This is a genomic window from Streptomyces sp. NPDC006296, assembly GCF_040613235.1.
GTDB lineage: Bacteria > Actinomycetota > Actinomycetes > Streptomycetales > Streptomycetaceae > Streptomyces.
In genome coordinates this window covers 1-20,707 of sequence record NZ_JBEXRT010000017.1, presented here as the reverse complement: position 1 = coordinate 20,707, position 20,707 = coordinate 1, and the positions used below count along the sequence as shown (strand labels likewise).

Here is a 20,707-nt window from a genome sequence, read left to right as displayed (position 1 = left end):
AACGTAGCCTCGGGGGCGCCGGGGCGCGCCCCGAGGGACCGAAAGGAACCTTTGCCCGAATCGTGAAGCCGGGTCACGCCTCATGGACGGACGTTGTCCACCGAAGTTGTCCACAGGCTGTTGATAACACCATCGCACCAGAACATCCGGGCTCCCGGAGCGCCGCAGATACCCCTCAGGAGTGCCGCGGAGGCGCCTCACACGGTGCCGCGGACACACCCCGGGAGTGCCGCGGGGGAGAAATTCCATAAACGCCGGGGCCCGCCCGAAAAGCCGCTCGGACCTCCTCGGGAATTACCCTGCCCGCCCTGTCCGCACTGGGTCGTTCCCCATTTGCAGTCGGTCAGATCGCGCTCGGATCACCCCTCGGTAAGCTGACGGCATGACAGGACAAGTGCGCACCGTCGACGGCCGCGTGGCTGGTCGGCGAGGTCAGGCGACGCGGCAGAAGCTGCTCGACTGCCTCAGCGAGATGCTCAGCTCCTCGCCGTACCGGGACGTCAAAGTCATCGACGTGGCCCGTAAGGCGGGGACTTCACCCGCGACTTTCTACCAGTATTTCCCCGACGTCGAGGGCGCCGTTCTCGAACTCGCCGAGGAAATGGCCAAGGAAGGCGCCGGACTGACCGAACTGGTCGGCGGGCGCTCCTGGACCGGCAAGGCCGGCTGGCAGGCCTCCGAAGAACTGGTCGAGGGATTCCTCGACTTCTGGCGGCGGCACGACGCGATCCTCCGTGTCGTCGACCTCGGCGCGGCCGAGGGCGACAAGCGCTTCTACAAGATCCGCATGAAGGTGCTGAACTCGGTCACCAACTCCCTCTCGGACGCGGTCAAGGAACTCCAGTCCAAAGGCAGGGTCGACAAGGAGGTCAGTCCCGGCGCGGTGGCCGGCTCCCTGGTCGTCATGCTCGCGGGGGTCGCCTCGCACCAGAAGGGCTTCACCACCTGGGGCGTGAAGCAGGCCGAAATCCGGCCGAACCTCGCCCTGTTGGTCCACCTGGGCATCACCGGCAGGAAGCCGGTCAGGTAGGCGCCGGCCAGGACGCCCCGCACACACCGGGCGCCGCACCCGCGTGCGGCTCCCCCCGTCCTGTCTCACCGACGGCGGACCACCCCGGTGGTCCGCCGTCGGCGTTCCCGCCGGCGGACCGCAGGCCGGATCCGGCGGCCCGCGGCGGTACGGTTCCGCGGCCGGGTCCCGACGGCGGCACGGCGGGCCGGGCCCACGGCCGGGCGGAGGGCACCGGGACCGGACCCGGCGCGGGCGGGTGGTCCCGCCGGGGCGCCCGAGGCGGTGGAATGGACCCATGAGCGATGCACAGAAGGACTTCCGCGACCTGCTCCACGCACAGCGCGTCTGGGACGTGCCCCTCCCCCGTTTCGACGCGTCCCGCGCCCCCTCCACGCCGCTGCCCCTGTTCCACACCTGGTTCGCCGAGGCGGTGGCCGCCGGGCAGACCGAGCCGCACACCATGACCCTGGCCACCGCGGACGCGGAGGGCCGTCCCGACGTCCGCACGCTGATGCTGCACGACGCGGACGGACGCGGCTGGCACTTCGCCTCGCACGCCACCAGCGCGAAGGGGCGCCAGCTCGCCGCCCGCCCCTGCGCGGCGCTCGGCTTCTACTGGCCCGCCCAGGGCCGCCAGGTGCGGGTGCGCGGCACCGTGGTCCCCGCGGGCCGCGCGGAGAGCCGGGCCGATCTGAGCGCCCGGTCCACCGGTGCGCTGGCCGCCGCGCTGACCGGGTCGCAGAGCGAGGTGCTGCCCTCGCACGAGGACCTCGTACGCGCCTCCGAGGCGGCCTGGGAACGCGCCCGGGCGGAGCCGGACGCCGAGGCGGAGACCTGGACCCGGTACGTGGTCGAGCCGCGGGAGGTGGAGTTCTTCCAGGGCGACGACCGGCGCCGGCACGTGCGGCTGCGCTACCGCCGCGAGGGGGCGGACTGGATCCGCGAGCTGCTCTGGCCCTGATGCCGCCCTTACACGGCTTTCGCCCGGAAGGGGCACTATGGGAGTCAGGTGAGCTGCTGGAGGCACCCATGGCACGAACCCGTTCCCGCTACGCCCCGGACCGCGGTCTGACCACCCGCATGGTGAGCACGATGTTCTTCATCGGCCTGCTGTACGTGGTCCTGGTGGGCGTGCTGCTGGCCGTCCTGCGCGGCGCCTGGCCCCTCGTGCTGATCCTGGCGGGCGGGATGTTCGTCGCCCAGTTCTGGTTCAGCGACCGCATCGCGGCGTACGGCATGGGCGCCCGGGAGGTCACTCCGCAGGAGGCGCCGGAGCTGCACGGGGCGATCGACCGGATCTGCGCCCTCGCGGACATGCCGAAACCCCGGGTGGCGATCGCACGGAGCGACGTGCCGAACGCCTTCGCGACCGGCCGCAGCGAGCGGACGGCCCTGGTCTGCGCGACGACCGGGCTGCTGCGCAGACTGGAGCCCGAGGAGCTCGAAGGGGTCCTCGCGCACGAGATGTCGCACGTCGCGCACCGGGACGTCGCCGTGATGACGATCGCCTCGTTCCTCGGGGTCCTCGCCGGCGTCGTCACCCGGGTGGCCCTGTGGGGCGGTTTCGCCCGCAGCCGGGGCAACGACCCCGTGGGCATCATCATCATGCTCATCCCGCTGGTCAGCGCGGTGGTGTACGCCCTGAGCTTCCTGCTGACCCGGCTGCTCTCCCGCTACCGGGAGCTCTCGGCCGACCGCACGGCCGCCCTGCTCACCGGGCGCCCTTCGTCGCTGGCCTCCGCCCTCACCAAGGTGAGCGGGCAGATGGCCAGGATCCCGACGGAGGACCTGCGCAAGGCGGAGCCGTACAACGCCTTCTACTTCGTGCCCGCCTTCGCCTCCAAGGAGAGCCTGGGCCGGCTGTTCTCCTCCCACCCGACCCTGGAACAGCGTCTGGACCAGCTGGCCCGCATCTCGGCCGGCCTGTCCCACCCGTGAGGAGCCACCGTGGGCCTGCTCGACAGCATCCTGGGGCGCAGCAAACCGGTCCGCCCCGACCTCGACCGGCTCTTCGCGGTACCGTCCGCCGCGCTCACCCTCCAGGCCGGCACCGGATTCGCCCCGACCGGGGTCGGCTCGGTGTGCTTCGCGGGGGTGGAGGGCGGCACCTTCGCCCGGGTCCGGCAGGACGTGCAGGACCTGCTCGACGCGGACACCGACCGGGGCGGGATCCCGGTCGGGTTCAGCCGGGACGCGTACGGCTACACCTGGCTGGTCGCCCGTCAGGAGACCGGTGTGGACGGCACGGCTGCCCTCGTCAACGACCTGCACGCGGTCAACACGCTGCTCCAGGACGGTGGGTTCGGCCCGCATCTGCTCTGCTCGCTGATCGGGTTCCGGGATCCGGAGGGGCGTTCGCTCGCCCTGGTCTACCTCTACAAGCGGGGCACCTTCTACCCGTTCGCCCCGGTCCCGGGTGGCGGGGAGCGGCGCGACAACCAGCTGGAGCTCCAGGTGCGGGCCGTGCTCGGCGAGGACCTGCGGGTGGAGGACGACCTGTCGCGCTGGTTCCCGGTGTGGGGCGCTCCGGGGCTCTGAGCGGGCCGCGCCCCGCCCGTGATCATTTCGCAACCGATTCCCGCCCGGACCGGAACCCATCATGTCCATGTCCTACATACGCTCCGAAGCATGCCCGAAAGCACCCCCACCCCCCACGACACCCCGTCCGACCCCATGGACCGCACCGACGGGCGGCCGGTCTACGTGATCGGCGGCGGCCCGGGCGGTCTCGCCGCGGCCGCGGCCCTGCGGGAGCAGGGCGTCCGGGCGGTCGTCCTGGAGAAGTCCGGCCAGGTCGGGTCGTCCTGGCGGGGCCACTACGACCGGCTGCACCTCCACACGATCCGGCGCTGGTCCGCCCTGCCCGGGCTGCCGATGCCCCGCAGGTTCGGGCGCTGGGTGTCGCGCGACGACATGGTGCGCTACCTGGAGAAGTACGCGGAGCACCACGAGCTGGAGGTGGTGACGGGCGTCGAGGTCTCGCGGATCGACCGGACCGGTGACGGCACCGGCTGGCAGCTGAGCGCCACCGGCGGCCGGGTGCTGACCGGCCGTGCGGTGGTGGTCGCCACCGGCTTCAACCACACCCCGAAGGTCCCCGCGTGGGCCGGGAGCGAGGACTTCACCGGAGAGCTGGTGCACGCCGCGGAGTACCGCTCCCCCGCCCCGTACGCGGGCAAGGACGTCCTGGTCGTCGGGATCGGCAACACGGGGGCGGAGATCGCCGTGGACCTGGTCGAGGGCGGGGCGTCCCGGGTGCGGATCGCGGTCCGCACGGTCCCGCACATCGTGCGCCGTTCGACGGCCGGCTGGCCCGCCCAGGCCACCGCCGTCCTGGTCCGCAGGCTGCCGGTGGGGCTCGTCGACCGGGCGGGCCGCCTGATGTGCCGCGTCTCCGTGCCCGACCTCGCGGCACAGGGCCTCCCCCGCCCCGACACGGGCCTGTACTCCCGGGTCAAGGAGGGCGCGATCCCCGTGCAGGACGTCGGGCTGATCGACGCGGTGAAGCGCGGCACGGTGGTCCCGGTGGCGACGGTCGGATCGTTCGACGGGGACGCGGTGCTGCTGGCGGACGGGACGCGGATCACCCCGGACGCCGTGATCGCGGCCACCGGGTACGAACGCGCCCTGGAGGGCCTGGTCGGGCACCTCGGCGTGCTGGACCCGCGCGGCCGGCCGGTGGTGCACGGCGCCCGCACCCCGGACGGGGCGCCGGACCTCTACTTCACCGGCTTCACCAACCCGATCAGCGGGATGCTCCGCGAGATGGCCCGGGACGCGCGGAAGATAGCCGCGCGCGTCGCGAAGACGCGCTGACCCGGCCCGCCCGGGGACCCCGGGCGACGGCTGACGGCCCCGGGCCCCGCGCGCGGCGGAGCAGGGCCGTCAGAACCGCCGCGGCGCCCGGGGCGTAACGGACCACGCCGTACGAGCCGGTCACCCGGCGCTCCCCCGCGGGCCGGCCCCGCCGGGTCAGAACCGTGCGGAGGGGCGCCCGGGCGGCAGCCGGCGGTGAACGGCCCAGGCGAGGGCCGCCCCCACCGCGTACCAGAACAGGTCGGGGGCGTTGAACGTCGAGCCGAGCACCAGCCGGGCCGCCGTGCTCTGCCGGGCGAGCTCGGCCGGGACGCCGGTGAGCTGGGCCAGTTCGACGGCCCAGCTGAAGGCCAGCGCGGTGACCGCGGCCGTCAGCGGCCTGACCCGGGGCACGAGGAGGACCACGAGGATGTGGACCAGCACGGTGTACAGGGCGTCACCCGCGTACTTCGCCACGTCGCCGCCCGCCGCCGCGCGGACGCCGAGACCGGCGGCGACGGTCACGAGAGCCACCGCCGCGGCGGCCGCCCGGACGGCGAAGGCCCCGGGTGCGCCTGCGGGGACGGCCGGTGTTTCACTCATGACCGGTACGTCTATCAGGACGTGAGCGGTCGCATCCACTCCGCTGGACGGCCCCGGAGCCCCGGCCCGCGGGCCGCCGGCCCACCGGTCACCGGACCGCCGGCGGGCGATCAGCCCGGCCCGGATCCACCGGGCACCGGGGGGTGAGCCGTCTCAGAGACGGGCCCGGTCGCCGCCGGGCAGCTCCTGGACCGCAGGGACCACCAGCGGGCCACCGCGGTCGATCTCGCACCAGATCCGCTTGCCCGCGCCCTCCGGCTGCCAGCCCCAGCGGTCGGCCAGGCCGTCCACCAGCTCCAGGCCGCGGCCGTTGGTGTCCTCGCCCTCCGCGTGACGCGGCCGGGGCGGACGGCAGCTGGTGTCCGCCACCTCGACGCGCACGGTGCCGGCCGAACCGGCCGGGCTCGTCGAGCCGAAGAGCATCCGCAGCACGGCCGGACAGCCCGTGTGGACGACCGCGTTGGTGACGAGCTCCGAGATCAGCAGGATGAGCGTTTCCGCGAGGGGCTCGTCGTCCTCCATCCCGGACCCGATCAGCCTCGACCGCGCCCATCTGCGGGCCCGGCCCACTTCCGCGGGATCCGGCCCGACCTCCAGCTGAACCTGAAGCACCTGCACCGCTCACACCATCCGAACCGGCGGACACATCGCCTCGCGCCTCCTCGGGGTCACGGAACGTGACTCCCCTGTGAGACAGCATGGTTGACGTACAGTCACCGCAACAAGCGCTTCGGGCATATTCCCGCGCGAAGGAGTACGCGTGGTCCATACTGTGCGACGCGCGCTGCGGAGAGTCGAACAGAGCCGCGCCGGCATCCCGGGGACCGGGTCCCCGACAGGCCCGTCGCAGCTCCGTGGGCCGCGAGCAGGACACCGTGCACCACCCGGCGCGGCCTCGGGGGCCGTACCGGGTCCGTCCGGTTCCAGTACCACTCGCATCCCACGGAGCGTACCCGAGCGCACACCCGTGACTCCGCCCGGTGACCGGTCGCATCGGGGGCGCACCTGATTTTCGGATGCGTTGCGTCACTCGGAGTGCACCACCCGTACGCCCCCGGTCAGCCACGACCGCCCCCGGAGCGGCACGGCGGCGGCGCCCCCGGACGGCCGGGGACGGGCCGAAGAGGTGCGCGAACTTCTCACTCCGCCGGGCGTGTTGACGCGCGGGCCGGACCCGGGGACCCGGGCCGGGGGGGGGCGCACACGGCACGGCCCGTACGGCCCGCCCGGCGCCCTGCCGGGCGGTCGCCGCCGCGTCCGGCGGGGCGCGCGAGGGCCCGGCCGGGCGTCACGGCCGGCCGGACACCGGTCCCGGCAGGGCGAGTTGGCCGTGCGGGCGCCGCCCGGGCCCGTCGGGGTGGGCGGGCGGTGCGGGCGGCGGGCCCGGCAGGCTGTCAGGCTGTCAGGCGTCGGGTTCGATGACCGTGAAGTACGCGGAGAAGGCGGCGACCGCCTCCGTCTCGGCGATCCGCCCGTCCTGGTCGGTGTCGAGGCTGCGCGCGGCCAGACGCGCGAGGTCGTCCTCGGCCCCGAGCACCCGCAGGGCGCGTTCCACCCGGTCCACCGGGGCGGAGACGGGTCCGGTGCCCTCCGGGTCCGTCCCGGCGGCGACGGCGAGTGCCGCGCGCAGGAAGGGGCGGGCGATCTCGGCGAAGCGCTCGGGGCTGTCCCGCAGGCGCTTCACCGCCCCGCCGACGAACTCCTGCCGGCTGACGCGCTGGTCCCCGTCCACGTCGGCGATGCCCGCCATGCCCTGCCAGAAGGCCTCCGCACCCGAGTACAGCGACTGGCCGCGGTCACAGCGGGCCTTCGTGCCGAACTCGGTGAGCAGACGGGCCGCGGCGTCGTTGAAATCGGCGCGATCGATGTAGCCGTTGCCGTCCTGGTCGAAGGCGGCGAACCGGTGCGCGATCTTGCGCTCGTACTCTGCGCTGTCCATGCGGGGAGGGTACGACGCCCGGGGCGTCACGTGTCACCCGCGGCCCCCGGAGGTGTGACGGCCGCGTGGCGCGTCAGGCGGTGAGCGGCCGGGACTCCTCGTCGGTGGCCGCGCCGGCGTCGGGGTAGACGTCGAAGAGGCGCCGCACGCCGAGCGCGCCGAGGACCTTGTTGACGTGGGAGCCGTCGACGGCGCCGCGGGCCGGGAGGATCAGCCGCAGCCGGCCGCCGCAGGACTTCATGAGGCGCCGGGCGGCGATCAGGACGTTGACACCGCTGGAGTCGCAGAAGAGGACGCCGGAGAGGTCGAGGACCACGTCGTGCCGCCCCGCGGCCACGGCGCCGTGTACGGACTGACGCACGACGGGTGAGCTCACGAGGTCGAGTTCGCCGTGGATCCGCAGCACGGTCCACTCGTCCTGCTCCGTCTCGTACACCTTCAGCGTCACGCGACTCGGCCTCTCGTTCCGGGGGGCTCCGGAGGATCCGGAAGTTTCCGTTCCTCCTCGCGGCTGCCCGCGAAACCACCCGCGAAACCCGCTTCCGCCCACCAGCCTGGCACAGGATGCAACCAAAAACGATCACTTCAGGATCGTTTATGCGATCGAGAGAAGGCAAGGGGTGAAGCATTCTCTATCATCCGGCGCCACTCCTGGGATGCACTTGCCGGAAAGGTGCGTGTCCGGAGCATGCTGCCGACTACATTCGACGTCACGAGAGGCACAGGGCTGGGGGCCGGATGGCGAAGGACGCACCACCGCGCTGGGACCGCCGCATGCAGCAGCGGCTGGCCCGCGGCGAGGCGGCGGCGCTCGGCGAGTTCTACGACCGGTTCGCCGTTCTCGTCCACAGCCAGGCCCACCGCATGCTCGACGACGAGGACGCCGCGGACCAGGTGACGCGGGAGGTCTTCGGCTACGTCTGGGAGAACCCGGACGCCTACGACCCGAAGCACGGCTCGATGCGCTCGTGGGTGGCCCGGCTCACCCACCGCCAGTCCGTGCAGAGGCTCCGCGGGACGCACCCGGAGGCCGAGGGGCCCGACGCGGACGCGCACGCCGAGGAGCTGGAGCACCGGGTGCTCAGGGCGACCACCGCGGCACGCGCCGACTACATCGTCGCCTCCATGCCCGCACCGCTGCGCGCCGCCCTGGACCTCGCGTACGTCCAGCGGCGGGACTACCGGCAGGCCGCCGCCGACCTCGGTGTCACCGGGGACGAGGCACGGCGCCGGCTCCGGCTCGGCCTGCAACTGCTCTCCACCGCGCACACCCACTCCTCGACGGACACCGCCCCTCCCGGCTACGGGCCGACGCCGTGAACGGCGGCCAGGGCCGCGGCGGCCGTGAGGAGCAGCCGGTGGAACGACGCATACCGGGGCCCCGGGCCGCCGCGGACGACCGGGAGTCGCTGCCCCCGGTGCGGTCGGCGGACCGCGAGGCGGCGGAGCCCCCTGATCCGGAGCCGTCCGCGCCGTCCGGGCCGTCCGTGAAACCGCTCCCGCACGAGGTGCTCAAGTCCCTGCTGGGCGCCTGGGCCCTGACCGCCTGCTCCGCCGAGGAGACCGCGGCCGTCGAGGAGCACCTCCCCACCTGCGCCCCCTGCGCCGACGAGGGGCTGCGGCTGCGCGAGGCCGTGGGGCTGCTGCACACCGAGGGCACGCTCGACCTGGACCCGATGCTGCGGTCCCGGGTCCTGGAGGGCTGCCTGGGCCGCCGCCCGGCCCGCATCCCGGTCCCTGCGTGGGCGGCCCCCTACGACGCGGAGACCGCCCGGCTGGACGCGCTGCTGCGGGATATCGGTGCCGCGGAGTGGCACGCGCCGGTCCGGCTCAAGTGGTTCGAGGCCGACCGTCAGGTGAACCGGAAGACGACGGTCGCCGGGGTGATCGGCCATCTGCTGGCGGTGGACGGCCTGGTGTCGCGGGCGCTGGGGCTGGACGACCCGCTCGGCAAGGGGGACGACGCCCCGCCGCCGACGGCGACCGGGCGCACCGAGGCGTACTGGTCCGCCGCGCGCCGCCCGCCCACCCGGACCGTGCGGGAGCCCTGGCGCGACCAGAGCCACTCCCTCGTGCGTACGGTGTCGTTCGCCGGCCGGGGCGTCGCGGAGCTCTCCGTGCCGTACGGGGGCTTCGCCCTCCCGCTGCAGGACTCGCTCCTGGAGCGGGCCTTCGAGTGCTGGATCCACGGCGGTGACATCGCGAACGCGGTGGACTACCCCTACGAGCCGCCGGCCGCCGCCCATCTGCACCGCATGATCGACCTGACCGCGCGGCTGCTGCCCGGAACCCTCGCCGAGCGCCGCCGCGCGGGGCTGGCCTCACCCGTCCGTCACCTGGTGACCGCGGGCTCGCCGGGGCGCTCCCTGCACCTGGAGATCGAGGGCCGCGGCGGGGGTGACTGGTACATCGCACTGGACTCGCCGGCCGCCCTCGGCTCCCCCGCCCACACGGTCGCGCAGGTCGCGCTCGACGGGGTGGAGTTCTGCCGGCTGGTCGCCGGTCACGTGCCGCCGGTGGAGGCCGCGGCCGGCCAGGAGGGCGACCGCGAGGCGATCAGCGACGTCCTGTTCGCGGCGGCCTCCCTCAGCAGGCTGTGACCGCGCGGGCGGGCTCGTGCGCGGGCCGCCGGGACCCCGAGGCCGGCCGTGGGGCGGGTCCTACGGGAAGACGACCGTACGGCGGCCGTTGAGCAGGATGCGCCGCTCCGCGTGCCAGGTGACCGCGTGGGCCAGCGCCCGGCACTCCACGTCCCGCCCGACCGCGACGAGCTGGTCCGGTGTGACGCCGTGGCCGACGCGCTCGACCTCCTGCTCGATGATCGGCCCCTCGTCGAGGTCGGCGGTCACGTAGTGCGCCGTCGCGCCGATCAGCTTCACCCCGCGGGCGTGGGCCTGGTGGTACGGCTTGGCGCCCTTGAAGCTCGGCAGGAAGGAGTGGTGGATGTTGATGATCCGGCCGCTCAGCTGCTTGCACAGGTCGTCCGAGAGCACCTGCATGTAGCGGGCCAGGACGACGAGTTCGACGTTCTCCCCGCGGACCAGCTCCAGCAGCTGTGCCTCGGCCTCCGGCTTGTTCTCCCGGGTCACCGGGATGTGCCGGAACGGGACGCCGTAGGAGGCGACCAGCTCGGCGAAGTCCGTGTGGTTGGAGACCACGGCCGCGATCTCGACCGGCAGGGCACCGGTGCGCGAGCGGAACAGCAGGTCGTTGAGGCAGTGGCCGAACTTGCTGACCATCAGCACGACCCGCATCCGGTCGCTCGACCGGTGGATCTGCCAGTCCATCCGGAAGGCCTCCCCGATCGCCGCGAAGCTGGCGCGCAGCTTGTCCACGGTGACCGTGGCGTCCGCCGAGAAGTGGACCCGCATGAAGAAGAGACCGGTGTCGTGGTCGCCGAACTGCTGGCTGTCCTCGATGTTGCAGCCGGTCATGAAGAGGTAGCTCGACACGGCGTGCACGATGCCCTGCTTGTCGGGGCAGGACAGGGTGAGGACGTACTGCTCGGAGGCGGTGTCCGAGGCAGCGGGTACGGATTCGGCGGGCTGCGGCGCGGTCATCCCCGTAGGGTGCCACACCGCCCGGCGCTCAGGCGGAGCTGGTCATGATGCGGAGCACGTCCAGCGAGCGCGGCGGGGTGTCCGGGTCCTCCGCGTCGTTGGTGGCGAGCATCACATGGGCCTCGCGGGCCGCCATGACCGCCTCCTGCCAGCCCGGGTGCTCCAGATAGGCGGACACCGGGGCGTCGGCGCCTATCTGGTGCATGATGCGCAGCACCCGCAGGGCAGCGACGTCCACGAGGGCGGCCTCGGCGGAGTCGCGGAAGATCGTCCCCACGTACTTCTCGGCGGACCAGTTGTCCAGCCAGGTGTCCTCGACCAGGCGGTACACGGCGTCGGTGACGTCGCCGTACCCCTCCCGGCCGGCCAGCCAGCACTCGTGGTGGAAGACGGGGTCGGAGAGCATGTGCAGCGCCGAGCGCACGTTGCTGCGCCAGCGCCACCAGGGCATGTCGTTGAGCGGCATGCCGCCCATGGTGGACGAGCGACGGCCGCGACGGGAAGTGTTCTCCGAACCTTGCTGCACGGTTGCCGATCGTACGTTCCCCGCCGGCGGCCGGACGCGGCCCCCCGGATTTCACCTCCACGTCACCCTGCGTTGACGGCGGCACACAGCGGCGTTACCCCTGGAGCGCGAAAGTTCACGACCATGACCGGATGGCGACGCCTCACCTCCCCCCGTCCCTACAGGCTCCTCACATCGGCGGCGGCCGGGGCGCTGCTGCTGTCCGGCTGCGGGGTGCTCCCGGGGTCCCCGGGCGGTTCCGGGGACCCGGTCACCGTGATGACCTGGGCGCCCGACACCACCGCGGCCGACGCGGTGAACATGGCGGGCATGCCGGCCATGGCGAGGACCTACGCCCGCTGGATCAACGACAGGGGCGGGATCGGCGGCCACGAGCTCCGGGTGCTCACCTGCAACGAGCAGGACACCGCGGCCGGGGCGTCGAAGTGCGCCCGGCGGGCGGCCGACGAGGACGTGGCGGCGGTCGTCGGTTCGTACAGCCGGTACGGCCGGGCGTTCCTGGCCCCGCTGGAGGCCGCCGGCATCCCGTACATCGGCGGGTACGGAGCGTCGGCCGACGAGTTCACCAGCTATCTCTCCTACCCGGTCAACGGCGGCCAGCCGGCCCTGGTGGCGGGCAACGGCGAGCAGCTGGCCGCCGGGTGCGCACGCGTCGCGCTCGTGCGGCCCGACACCCTGGTCGGTGACACCCTGCCCGGCCTCCTGGACACCGGCCTGAACCGGCGCGACCGCCCCGCGCCCTACGACATCAGCACGACCGAGGGGGCCACCTCGTACGAGAGCGAGGCGGCCGGGGCCCTCGACCGGGCGGGCGACGGCTGTGTGACCGCGGTGCTCGGCAGGAGCACGGAGACCTTCTTCGACTCCTTCCGGCGGCTGGAACCGGAGGGCAGCCGGGTGCGGATCTCGTCGGTGCTCGGCAGCGTCGGCCAGGCCCTCGTCGACCGCACGGGGGGACCGGACAGCCCCTTCGAGGGGGCGCTCGTCACCGGCTGGTACCCGGAGTCGGGCGACGCCCGCTGGAACGAGATGCGGAAGGTGATCCGGACGTACGCCTTCGGGGACAACCGGATCGATCCGACCGACTCGGGGGTGCAGACCACCTGGATCGCGTACACCGTGCTGAAGGCGGTCGTCGAGGCGATGGACCGGCCGGACATCACGGCGGGCGGGATCTCCGTGAGCCTCAACCGCGGCACCGAGGTGGACACCGGCGGCCTCACCCCGGTCCTGCGCTGGCGGTTCCAGGACATGGTCGGCACGGCCGCCTACGGGCGCATCGTCAACGGGCGGGTCACGTTCCAGGTGGTCCGCGACGGACGTCTGACCACGGAGAGGAAGGGCTTCGTGGACGTCACGGAGACCCTCGTCGACTCCCACTCCGGCGGCTGACGCGCGGGCACCGGCCCCCGCCCGGGGTGAGCGGGCCGGGAGCCGGTGACGGGGCGTCAGAGCTGGGTGGGGGCGCGCTCGGTGAGGCCGTACTTCTGCGCGAGGGAGTTCCAGAGGCCGGAGGCCTTCTGCTTGGCGGTGGTGGCCTCGCCGCTCGACGCGTTGGCCTTGGCGGTCTCGTCGGTCGTACGGGCCTTGCCGCCTTTGCAGACCTTCTTGCCGTGCTTGGCCTGGACGGCCCAGGCCGCGTAGTGGTCGTCGGCCTCGGCCGACGCCTGCCAGGCCTGGGTCAGGGAGCTCTTCAGCGCGGCGTGGTCGGGGAGCTTGTCGACGCTGAGCGCCTCCAGCCGGGTCACCAGGCTCCGGCGCTGCTCGGCGGCGCCCTTGAGGTCGGTGGCGGCCTGGTCGAGTTCCCGGCAGCTCTTGATCTTCTCGACCGCGCTGATCACCGCGGAGCGGCTGCTGTTGCTGTCCGCGAGCAGCTTGTCGAGCTCCTCGGCCTGCGGCTTCGCGGGGTCGGCCTCCTCCTGCGGGGAGCCGGCGGTGGGGCTCTGGGCGGCCACCGTCTTCTTGTCGTCGGGGGTGTCGTCGCCGCCGCTCATCAGGGCGCCGGCGCCGAGTCCGATGACGGCGCAGCCGACGACGACGGCCGCGATCAGCGGGACGGCCGCGGACCGTCTGCGCGGGGCGTCACCGCCCTGGTCGGGTGCCTGGCGTCCGTGACCGCCGTGGCCGCCGTGCCCGCCCTGGGGGGCCTGCGGGGCCGGCCGGTGGGCCGGAGCGCCCTGCGGCTGCTGCTGCCCGGCGAACCGGGGCATCTGCTGGGTGGCGCCGGCGGGCTCGTCGCTGCGGAAGAGGTTGTCGAACTCCGCGGGCGGCTGCCGGTCGCCCGGGGCTCCCGGCCGTATCCCGTACGGAGCTCCGCCGGGCACCGGGGGTATGTACTGGGTCGCGTCCGCGTCGGACTGCGGTGCGGGCGCGGCGTCGTGCCCCAGGTAGCGGGTGGACTCCGCCGCGCGCTCGGGCGGCATCCCGCCGGGGACGGGCGCGATGTACTGCGTGGCGTCCGCGTCCCCGCCCTGCCCCGTGCCTCCCGCGGGACCGGCCTCGGGCGGCAGGGGCTGGGCGAAGGACTGGTGCTGGTACGGGTCCTGCCGGTACGCGTCCTGCTGCGGCGCGTAGTGCTGCTGCGGGTACGGCTCGTGCTGCGGCTGCCGGTAGGCGTCCTGCGGGTAGTGCTCGGGGGGCAGCTGCCCGGGCGGCGGGCCGTCCTGGTGCCCGCCCTGCGGGCCCCAGGGCTGGCCCCACGGCTGGCCGCCCGCGGGAGTGGTCTGCTCCGGCTGCCCGCCCGCCGGACTCCCCGCGTGCCAGGGGGGACCACCCTCCGCGGGCAGCACGACACCTTCGTGCGCGGGCCGTACAGCGGGAAGCTGCCGCTCGTCACCCTGTCCGCTCTGCGTCACCGGGACTCCTACGTGTGAACCTATGGAATCGTCGGCTCACGCTACCGGGTGTCCGGAGCCCGGCGCCAAGCGCCCGAGAGCGGTCACCACCCCTTCACAGGGCGGGTGACACCTGGGGCTCCCGCGGCGCTGACGGGAGTGGGGCCGGCGAAGGCGCCGGTCAGGCGGCCTGCAGCTCCAGCCTGGCACCGAACTCGCGGACCGAGGGTTCGTTGGCGTAGGGCTCGAACCGCTGTTGCAGGTCGTCGAGATATTCGGCACCCCGGCTGGAGCGCACCGTCCCCAGCAGTTCCATCGCGCGCAGTCCCGTGTGGCAGGCCTGCTCCACCTCACGCTGCTGCACCTGTGCCGAGGCCAGCAGCACCAGGCCGATGCCGCGGCGCCGGGTCCGGGACTCCGGGAGGGCCGCCAGCGCCTCCTTGGCGCGGCGGGCGGCCGGCTCCCCCTGCCCCAGGTCGCGGTGGCAGTGCGCGAGTTCGTCGGCGAGGTAGCCCGCGTCGAAGTGCGCGATCCAGTCCGGATCGTCCCCGGTGTCCGGATCGGCCTGCTCCAGGGCGGTCAGCGCACGGCCCGCCGCGGTCTGGCAGGTACGGGCGTCGCCCATCAGCGCGTGGCCCCGGGCCTCCGCCGCGTGGAACATCGACTCCGCCCTCGGGGTGACCCGCCCCCGCGCCCCCTCCTGCGCGGCCCGGGCCAGTTGGGCGATCTCGCGCGGATTGCCGAGCTGGGCCGCGAGATGGCTCATCGAGGCGGCCAGCACATAGCCCCCGTAGGCACGGTCGCCGGCCGCCTGGGCCAGGCGCAGCGCCTGGATGTAGTACCGCTGGGCCAGTCCCGGCTGACCCGTGTCGACGGCCATGTACCCGGCGAGCTCGGTGAGCCGGGCGGCCGCGGCGAACAGCTCACGGCCGACCGATTCGCGGTACGAGCCCGAAAGCAGCCCGGACACCACGCTGTTGAGGTAGTGGACCAGCACGGGCCGCACATGCCCGCTGCCGAAGCGGTGGTCCAGGTCGATGAGGGCGGTGGTCATCGCCCGCACCGCCGCCACGTCCGGCAGGCCGACCCTGCTCCCGGCGGTCCGCGCCACCTGGGGGTCGGCCCCGGTGATCAGCCAGTCCCGGCTGGGCTCGACCAGCGCGGAGGCGGCCACCGCCGAACCGGACAGCAGGTCGCGGCGGCCCACGTCGCTGCGCCACAGCTCGCAGACCTGCTCGACCGCGCCGAGCACGGTGGGGGCGAACTGGAGCCCCACCCCGGAGGCCAGGCTCTTGCCGTTGGCCATGCCGATCTCGTCGATCGTGACCGTACGCCCGAGCTTGCGCCCGATGGCCTCGGCGATGATGCCCGGCGCCCTGCCGCGCGGCTGCTGGCCGCGCAGCCAGCGGGCCACCGAGGTCTTGTCGTAGCGGAGATCGAGTCCCCGCTCCGAACCGACCATGTTGACCCGCCGTGCGAGACCGGCGTTGGAGCACGCCGCCTCCTGGATGAGCGTCTGGAGCCGTTCGTTCGGCTGGCGGGCGACGAGAGGTCTGGCTGCCATATTTCCCCCTGAGACCACGGTGATTTCAGCGAAGGCATCTCTGCCCGGCACGGCACGAGAAATGCGCATATTCATCTGTACCGGGTACGTGCGGTGGTGAGTTGGCACAATCCTGCGCCTGCCTACCCGGACACCGGTGCGCTTCCTCCCACGCGCCCCCGGCAGTGCACCCGTGCGCCCCGCGTGCGGGGACCGGAACCACCCCGACGAGTGAGCGCGCGCCCGTAACCCCGGGGGGCGCACGGAGTTGAGTGGGGAGTGGAAGAGCCCATCGGAGTGACGGAAGCCCCCCAGGTCCCCAAGCAGCGAGGTGAACAGCTGCTGGAGGCCGCCGCCTGGTACACCCAGGAGCGGCACTGGGACGTGTTCCCCGGCACCTGGCTGGAGGCCGCCGGGGGGACGGAGCGCTGTTCGTGCGGTGACGCCGACTGCCCGGCCCCGGGGGCGCACCCCACCGGGCCGGACTGGGCGGCCCAGGTGACCGGCAGTGCCGCGGCCGCCCGCCGGATGTGGAGCAGACAGCCGGGCTCGTCGGTGCTGCTGCCCGCCGGACGGACCTTCGACGCCCTGGACGTACCGGAGTCGGCGGGCTTCCTGGCGCTGGCCCGGACGGAGCGGATGGGCCTGACGCTGGGCCCGGTGACCCGCACCCCGGACCGCCGGATGCTGTTCTTCGCACGGCCGGGCTCGGCGGCGAAGGCACCCGAGCTCGTCCGCGGCCTGGGCTGGAACGCCGAGACGATCGGCCTGGTCGGGCGCGGCGAGGGCGATCACGTCGCCGCGCCGCCGACCCGGATGGCCGGGCGCGGTGCCGTGCAGTGGGCCCGCAGGCCGTCCCGCGCCGATCTGTGGCTGCCCGACGCGGACGAGCTGATCAGCCCGCTCGCGTACGCCTGCGCCCGGGAGGCCGCCGACGCCCGCAGCCGTCTTTCGTAGGGTGGTCCCCACAAGCGGGGACTTCGAAAGGCAGTGCCATGCCGGACCAGGCAGAGCGTGCAGACGAGATCGGGACGGCGGGTGCGGCTTCCGGGCTCGCCCCCGCGGTGCGAGTGGAAGGGCTGTGGAAGCGGTTCGGGGAGCAGGTCGCGGTCGGGGGGATCGATCTGGAGCTGCCCGCGGGCAAGTTCGTGGGTCTGGTGGGTCCCAACGGCGCGGGGAAGACCACGACGCTCTCGATGGTGACGGGGCTGTTGCGGCCCGACAGGGGACGGATCGAGGTCGCGGGCCACGACGTGTGGCGGGACCCGGTCGAGGTGAAGTCCCGGATCGGGGTGCTGCCCGAGGGGCTGCGGCTCTTCGAGCGGCTCTCGGGGCGTGAACTCCTCGGTTACACGGGCAGGTTGCGCGGGCTTCCGGGTGCGGAGGTCGACAAGCGGGCCACCCAGCTGCTCGACGTGCTGGATCTCGCGGGGTCCCAGCACAAGCTGGTCGTGGACTACTCGACCGGGATGCGGAAGAAGATCGGACTGGCGTCCGCGCTGCTGCACAATCCCGAAGTCCTCTTCCTCGACGAGCCGTTCGAGGGTGTGGACCCGGTGTCGGCGCAGACCATCCGCGGGGTGCTGGAGCGCTACACGCGCTCCGGGGCGACCGTGGTCTTCTCCAGCCATGTGATGGAGCTCGTCGAGTCCCTCTGCGACTGGGTGGCCGTCATGGCGGCGGGGCGGATCCGTGCCCACGGCACCCTGGCCGAGGTGCGGGGCGAGGCCGGCTCCCTGCAGGACGCCTTCCTCGAACTCGTCGGTGCGGGCTCCCGGGACACCGGGGACTCCCTGGACTGGCTGGGCGGTGCCCGATGACGGTGCTGGACGCCCCCGTGGGCGAGGCGGTCCCGGCCGCGGGCGGCCAGGGCCTCGTCCCCGTCTTCGCGCGGCTCAAGCTGACGCTGTTGCGCAACGGGCTGCGCGGATCGTCCGGCCGGCGGGCCGCGTACGTCGTGTCCCTCGTCGTCACGCTGCTGCTGGCGGTGGGGATGGTGATTGGGCTGGTCGCGCTCCGCGGGCACGCGCTGGCGGGTGTTCCGGTGGTGCTGCTGACCGCGGTGGTGGCGCTGGGCTGGGCGGTGATGCCGCTGTTCTTCCCGAGCGGGGACGAGACCCTGGACCCGAGCCGGCTGGTGATGCTGCCGTTGCGGCCGCGGCCGCTGGTCGGGGCGCTGCTGACGGCTTCGCTGATCGGGATCGGCCCGTTCTTCACGCTCGCCCTGCTGCTCGGCTCGGTGATCGCCCTGGCGCACGGGGCCGTCGCGGTGGTGTTCGCGGTGGTCGCCGTGCCGCTGACGCTGCTGGTCTGTGTGGCGCTGGCCCGGTCGGTCACGACGGCCAACATCCGGCTGCTGACCTCGCGCAAGGGCCGCGACCTCGCGGTGCTCAGCGGTCTGGTGGTCGCGGTGGGCATCCAGTTCGTCAACTTCGGTGCGCAGCGCCTGGGCCGGGCGGGCGGGCTGTCCTCGCTCGAACCGGTCGCGGACGTGGTGCGCTGGCTGCCGGCGGCCTCGGCCGTCGGGGCGGTGGACTCGGCCTCTGCGGGGGAGTACGGGACGGCGCTCGGGCAGCTGCTGGTCTCGGTGCTGGCGCTGGGCGTCGTGATGGGCCTGTGGCAGAGGAGCCTCGTGAAGCTGATGACGTCGCCGGACGGTTCCACCCTCACCGCCGAACCGGGGTCGGGGCGCTCCGGGTCGGGCCGTTCGGGTCTCTTCGCGCTGCTTCCCGAGGGGCGTACGGGCACGGTGATGGATCGGAGCCTGCGCTATGTCGTGCGGGATCCGAAGACCAAGGCGGCCTGGGTGACCGCGCTGGCGATCGGCCTGATCGTGCCGGTGCTCAACGCGGTGCAGGGGTCCGGATCGGTGTACTTCGCCTGCTTCGCGGCCGGGATGCTCGGCATGCAGATGTACAACCAGTTCGGGCAGGACACCTCCGCGTTCTGGATGGTGGCGCTCTCGGTGTCCTCGACGCGGGACGCCTTCCTGGAACTCCGGGCGCGGGCACTGGCCCTGCTGTTGATCACCCTGCCCTACACGGTGCTGGTGACGGTGGTGACCGCGGCGGTCATCGGGGACTGGGCGGCACTGCCGGGGGTCATGGGGCTGTCGTTCTCGGTGCTCGGCGCGATGCTGGCGACGGGCGCCCTCGCCTCGGCGCTGTTCCCGTACTCGATCCCGCAGGACGGCGCGTTCAAGAACGTCGTGCCGGGTCAGGGCGGGCTCGCCTGGATCTCCGTCTTCGGCGGGATGGTGGCGGCCGCGGTGCTCAGCGGGCCGGTGATCGGGCTGACGATCTGGCTGCACGTGGCGGACCGCCAGGACCAGCTGTGGCTGCTGCTGCCGGTGGGCGCGGTGTACGGGGCGTTCCTGGGATGGCTGGGCGTACGGCTGGCGGCACCGCAGACCGCACGGCGGCTCCCCGAGATCCTGGCTGCGGTCAGCAAGGGCTGAGGGAGGCACGGGGCGCGGGGGCTCTCCGCACACGCGGCAGGGCCGCCCGCGCACGGGCCGGGGCACGGGCCCGGGTGCTGCGCGCGGTCCCGGGGGCTGCGGGTGGTCCCGCGCCCGCTGGGCCTGGACCGGTCCCGGGCCGGGGCCGGCGCACGCCGGGGGTGTCCGGGGTTCAGGGGCTGACGGGCTCCCGGTCGCCGCTGCGCCCCTCGGCGAGCTGTTCCAGGAAGGGCTCGACGGCCCTCCGCCAGCCCTCCGGCCGGTCGTAGTGGACGAGATGGCCGGCGTCCTCCACCTCGGCGTACTGCCCGCGCGGGAGGACCCGGACCATCTCCTGGGCCTCGGCCCGGCCCAGCTCCCCCTCGATCCCGCGCAGGACCAGGGTGGGGCAGCGGACCTGGGCCAGCTCCTCCCAGTGGGCGTCGTAGACCCAGGTGGCCCGCGAGGTGAGCATCTGCTCCCGGGAGAAGACGGGCCGCCAGCCGTCGGCGGCCTCGGTCATGACCTCGGCGAAGAACTCGCCGCGTGCCGGGTTCGGCCGCTCCACCCAGGGGTCGTCCTCGCCGAACCACTTCCGCACGTCGGAGAGCGTCGCGAAGGGCAGCGGCCAGGCGCTGAACCAGTCCGCCCACTCGCGCTGCGAGGCCGCGCCGATCGCGGAGGCCCGCATGTCGCAGATGATCAGCGCCTTGACGAGGTCGGGGCGCTTCGCGGCGAGCTGCCAGGCGGTGAGCGCGCCCATCGAGTGCCCGACGAGGGTCACCGGGGCGAGGTCCAGCTGTTCGATCACGGCCTCGGCGTCCGCGACGTACGCGTCACGGGTGTACGAGCCGCCGGCCGGCTTGCCGCTGCGCCCGTGGCCCCGCTGGTCGAGGCCGACCGGCCGGTGGCGCTCGGAGAGCCAGCGGGCGGTGGACGCCCAGTGCGTGGCCCGTCCCATCAGGCCGTGCAGCATCAGGATCCCGGGGGCCCGCCCGGCCTCCGCGCCCTCCTTGGGCGGATCGGCGAACTCCCAGGCCGCGAGGCGTACACCGTCCGATCCGGTCACATCGATGCGCCGCACCATAGGTCCTGGCACCCCCTTCTGGATCCTCGATCACCGTGTGTGCGTGCACGCCAGACTATCGAACTCTTATTCGAAAACGCGCGCCCGGCGCGCACCATCCCACGTTTGAGTGACAGCGGTTCGGGATTGGCGACGGCCGGCCCGGGGAGACCTTCACCGGGAAGCGGACCGCTCGGGGACAGGGGTCCGCGGGGACTGACTTCGAGAGCTCGGGGCTCCAGGTCAGCACGGGGGAGGACCGGCCCCCGGGCCGGCGGGGGGCGGGGGCGCGTGGCGGGCCGGGGGCCCCGGGGGGGCGCGCGGGGGGGGCCCCCCCCCGCGGCCGGGGTGGGGGGGCAGGGCGGGGCGCGGCCCCCCGAGGTGTGACTTCCG

The 20,707-nt window shown here is 73.6% G+C and carries 20 protein-coding genes; 11 read left to right on the top strand and 9 right to left on the bottom strand.

Going from position 1 to position 20,707, the window contains the following annotated elements; all coding sequences use genetic code 11:
- Positions 1-382 precede the first annotated feature (382 nt).
- The 5 genes from ABZ172_RS14340 (at position 383) to ABZ172_RS14320 (ending at position 4,828) form a co-directional block, all read left to right on the top strand.
- Positions 383-1,030 (top strand): TetR family transcriptional regulator, encoded by a 648-nt coding sequence (locus ABZ172_RS14340; protein WP_356883759.1) that lies wholly within the window; start codon positions 383-385, stop codon positions 1,028-1,030.
- Positions 1,031-1,307: 277 nt separating this feature from the next.
- The gene (locus ABZ172_RS14335) at positions 1,308-1,973 is read left to right on the top strand and encodes a pyridoxal 5'-phosphate synthase (RefSeq protein ID WP_356883757.1); all 666 of its coding nucleotides are present in this window, start codon (positions 1,308-1,310) and stop codon (positions 1,971-1,973) included.
- A 68-nt stretch (positions 1,974-2,041) separates the two neighbouring features.
- Positions 2,042-2,950: a zinc metalloprotease HtpX gene (gene htpX / locus ABZ172_RS14330; protein ID WP_356883755.1), complete on the top strand. Its 909-nt coding sequence runs from the start codon at positions 2,042-2,044 to the stop codon at positions 2,948-2,950.
- A 9-nt stretch (positions 2,951-2,959) separates the two neighbouring features.
- Positions 2,960-3,550, top strand: a complete 591-nt coding sequence (locus ABZ172_RS14325) for a hypothetical protein (protein WP_356883753.1) — start codon at positions 2,960-2,962, stop codon at positions 3,548-3,550.
- A gap of 90 nt (positions 3,551-3,640) precedes the next feature.
- A complete protein-coding gene (locus ABZ172_RS14320) occupies positions 3,641-4,828 on the top strand; it encodes an NAD(P)/FAD-dependent oxidoreductase (protein WP_356883751.1) in 1,188 nt (395 codons plus the stop codon).
- Positions 4,829-4,984: 156 nt separating this feature from the next.
- Here ABZ172_RS14320 and ABZ172_RS14315 read toward each other — a convergent pair whose 3' ends face one another.
- From ABZ172_RS14315 to ABZ172_RS14300, 4 genes are all read right to left on the bottom strand, one after another.
- Entirely contained in the window at positions 4,985-5,410 is a 426-nt protein-coding gene (locus ABZ172_RS14315; RefSeq protein ID WP_356883749.1) for a DUF2809 domain-containing protein, read from the bottom strand.
- A 153-nt stretch (positions 5,411-5,563) separates the two neighbouring features.
- Positions 5,564-6,028 carry an ATP-binding protein gene (locus tag ABZ172_RS14310; RefSeq protein WP_356883747.1) on the bottom strand — a complete coding sequence of 155 codons (465 nt, stop codon included), beginning with the start codon at positions 6,026-6,028 and terminating at the stop codon, positions 5,564-5,566.
- 784 nt (positions 6,029-6,812) lie between these two features.
- Complete coding sequence (locus tag ABZ172_RS14305; protein WP_356883745.1) at positions 6,813-7,349, bottom strand: EF-hand domain-containing protein; 537 nt, start codon at positions 7,347-7,349, stop codon at positions 6,813-6,815.
- Between the two features lie 73 nt (positions 7,350-7,422).
- Positions 7,423-7,797 carry an STAS domain-containing protein gene (locus tag ABZ172_RS14300; RefSeq protein WP_356883743.1) on the bottom strand — a complete coding sequence of 125 codons (375 nt, stop codon included), beginning with the start codon at positions 7,795-7,797 and terminating at the stop codon, positions 7,423-7,425.
- Between the two features lie 290 nt (positions 7,798-8,087).
- Between ABZ172_RS14300 and ABZ172_RS14295 the strand changes: the two genes are divergently transcribed.
- Both ABZ172_RS14295 and ABZ172_RS14290 read left to right on the top strand, forming a co-directional pair.
- Positions 8,088-8,669, top strand: a complete 582-nt coding sequence (locus tag ABZ172_RS14295; RefSeq protein ID WP_356883741.1) for a sigma-70 family RNA polymerase sigma factor — start codon at positions 8,088-8,090, stop codon at positions 8,667-8,669.
- Positions 8,666-9,949 (top strand): maleylpyruvate isomerase N-terminal domain-containing protein, encoded by a 1,284-nt coding sequence (locus ABZ172_RS14290; protein ID WP_356883739.1) that lies wholly within the window; start codon positions 8,666-8,668, stop codon positions 9,947-9,949. Before ABZ172_RS14295 ends, ABZ172_RS14290 begins: the two co-directional genes overlap by 4 nt.
- Before the next feature lie 60 nt (positions 9,950-10,009).
- Here the strand turns inward: ABZ172_RS14290 and purU are convergent, their stop codons facing one another.
- A complete protein-coding gene (gene purU / locus ABZ172_RS14285; RefSeq protein ID WP_356883737.1) occupies positions 10,010-10,909 on the bottom strand; it encodes a formyltetrahydrofolate deformylase in 900 nt (299 codons plus the stop codon).
- Positions 10,910-10,937: 28 nt separating this feature from the next.
- Positions 10,938-11,384: a hypothetical protein gene (locus tag ABZ172_RS14280; RefSeq protein WP_356883933.1), complete on the bottom strand. Its 447-nt coding sequence runs from the start codon at positions 11,382-11,384 to the stop codon at positions 10,938-10,940.
- 174 nt (positions 11,385-11,558) lie between these two features.
- On the opposite strand from ABZ172_RS14280, the gene ABZ172_RS14275 reads away from it, so the two are divergent.
- Positions 11,559-12,827 (top strand): ABC transporter substrate-binding protein, encoded by a 1,269-nt coding sequence (locus ABZ172_RS14275; RefSeq protein ID WP_356883735.1) that lies wholly within the window; start codon positions 11,559-11,561, stop codon positions 12,825-12,827.
- Positions 12,828-12,883: 56 nt separating this feature from the next.
- On the opposite strand, the gene ABZ172_RS14270 is transcribed toward ABZ172_RS14275, so the two are convergent.
- Positions 12,884-14,290: a hypothetical protein gene (locus ABZ172_RS14270; RefSeq protein WP_356883733.1), complete on the bottom strand. Its 1,407-nt coding sequence runs from the start codon at positions 14,288-14,290 to the stop codon at positions 12,884-12,886.
- A gap of 160 nt (positions 14,291-14,450) precedes the next feature.
- Complete coding sequence (locus ABZ172_RS14265; protein WP_356883731.1) at positions 14,451-15,833, bottom strand: transcriptional regulator; 1,383 nt, start codon at positions 15,831-15,833, stop codon at positions 14,451-14,453.
- Positions 15,834-16,091: 258 nt separating this feature from the next.
- Here ABZ172_RS14265 and ABZ172_RS14260 point away from each other — a divergent pair, with 258 nt between their 5' ends.
- Genes ABZ172_RS14260 through ABZ172_RS14250 form a run of 3 tightly spaced genes read left to right on the top strand, consistent with a single transcriptional unit; the run spans position 16,092 to position 19,269 of the window.
- Positions 16,092-16,769 (top strand): bifunctional DNA primase/polymerase, encoded by a 678-nt coding sequence (locus ABZ172_RS14260; protein WP_356883729.1) that lies wholly within the window; start codon positions 16,092-16,094, stop codon positions 16,767-16,769.
- 38 nt (positions 16,770-16,807) lie between these two features.
- The gene (locus ABZ172_RS14255; RefSeq protein ID WP_356883727.1) at positions 16,808-17,632 is read left to right on the top strand and encodes an ABC transporter ATP-binding protein; all 825 of its coding nucleotides are present in this window, start codon (positions 16,808-16,810) and stop codon (positions 17,630-17,632) included.
- The gene (locus tag ABZ172_RS14250) at positions 17,629-19,269 is read left to right on the top strand and encodes a transporter (RefSeq protein ID WP_356883725.1); all 1,641 of its coding nucleotides are present in this window, start codon (positions 17,629-17,631) and stop codon (positions 19,267-19,269) included. Before ABZ172_RS14255 ends, ABZ172_RS14250 begins: the two co-directional genes overlap by 4 nt.
- Positions 19,270-19,441: 172 nt before the next feature.
- On the opposite strand, the gene ABZ172_RS14245 is transcribed toward ABZ172_RS14250, so the two are convergent.
- Positions 19,442-20,335: an alpha/beta hydrolase gene (locus ABZ172_RS14245; RefSeq protein ID WP_356883931.1), complete on the bottom strand. Its 894-nt coding sequence runs from the start codon at positions 20,333-20,335 to the stop codon at positions 19,442-19,444.
- Positions 20,336-20,707: the final 372 nt, after the last annotated feature.

What these genes read in the sequence shown, in the direction of transcription:
- ABZ172_RS14295 (WP_356883741.1), top strand. Translation starts at nt 8,088, where the DNA reads ATGGCGAAGGACGCACCACCGCGCTGGGACCGCCGCATGCAGCAGCGG.
- ABZ172_RS14265 (WP_356883731.1), bottom strand. Translation starts at nt 15,833, where the DNA reads ATGGCAGCCAGACCTCTCGTCGCCCGCCAGCCGAACGAACGGCTCCAG.
- ABZ172_RS14335 (WP_356883757.1), top strand. Translation starts at nt 1,308, where the DNA reads ATGAGCGATGCACAGAAGGACTTCCGCGACCTGCTCCACGCACAGCGC.
- ABZ172_RS14245 (WP_356883931.1), bottom strand. Translation starts at nt 20,335, where the DNA reads ATGGTGCGGCGCATCGATGTGACCGGATCGGACGGTGTACGCCTCGCG.
- ABZ172_RS14255 (WP_356883727.1), top strand. Translation starts at nt 16,808, where the DNA reads ATGCCGGACCAGGCAGAGCGTGCAGACGAGATCGGGACGGCGGGTGCG.
- ABZ172_RS14250 (WP_356883725.1), top strand. Translation starts at nt 17,629, where the DNA reads ATGACGGTGCTGGACGCCCCCGTGGGCGAGGCGGTCCCGGCCGCGGGC.
- ABZ172_RS14315 (WP_356883749.1), bottom strand. Translation starts at nt 5,410, where the DNA reads ATGAGTGAAACACCGGCCGTCCCCGCAGGCGCACCCGGGGCCTTCGCC.
- ABZ172_RS14275 (WP_356883735.1), top strand. Translation starts at nt 11,559, where the DNA reads ATGACCGGATGGCGACGCCTCACCTCCCCCCGTCCCTACAGGCTCCTC.
- htpX (WP_356883755.1), top strand. Translation starts at nt 2,042, where the DNA reads ATGGCACGAACCCGTTCCCGCTACGCCCCGGACCGCGGTCTGACCACC.
- purU (WP_356883737.1), bottom strand. Translation starts at nt 10,909, where the DNA reads ATGACCGCGCCGCAGCCCGCCGAATCCGTACCCGCTGCCTCGGACACC.
- ABZ172_RS14305 (WP_356883745.1), bottom strand. Translation starts at nt 7,349, where the DNA reads ATGGACAGCGCAGAGTACGAGCGCAAGATCGCGCACCGGTTCGCCGCC.
- ABZ172_RS14340 (WP_356883759.1), top strand. Translation starts at nt 383, where the DNA reads ATGACAGGACAAGTGCGCACCGTCGACGGCCGCGTGGCTGGTCGGCGA.
- ABZ172_RS14320 (WP_356883751.1), top strand. Translation starts at nt 3,641, where the DNA reads ATGCCCGAAAGCACCCCCACCCCCCACGACACCCCGTCCGACCCCATG.
- ABZ172_RS14280 (WP_356883933.1), bottom strand. Translation starts at nt 11,384, where the DNA reads ATGGGCGGCATGCCGCTCAACGACATGCCCTGGTGGCGCTGGCGCAGC.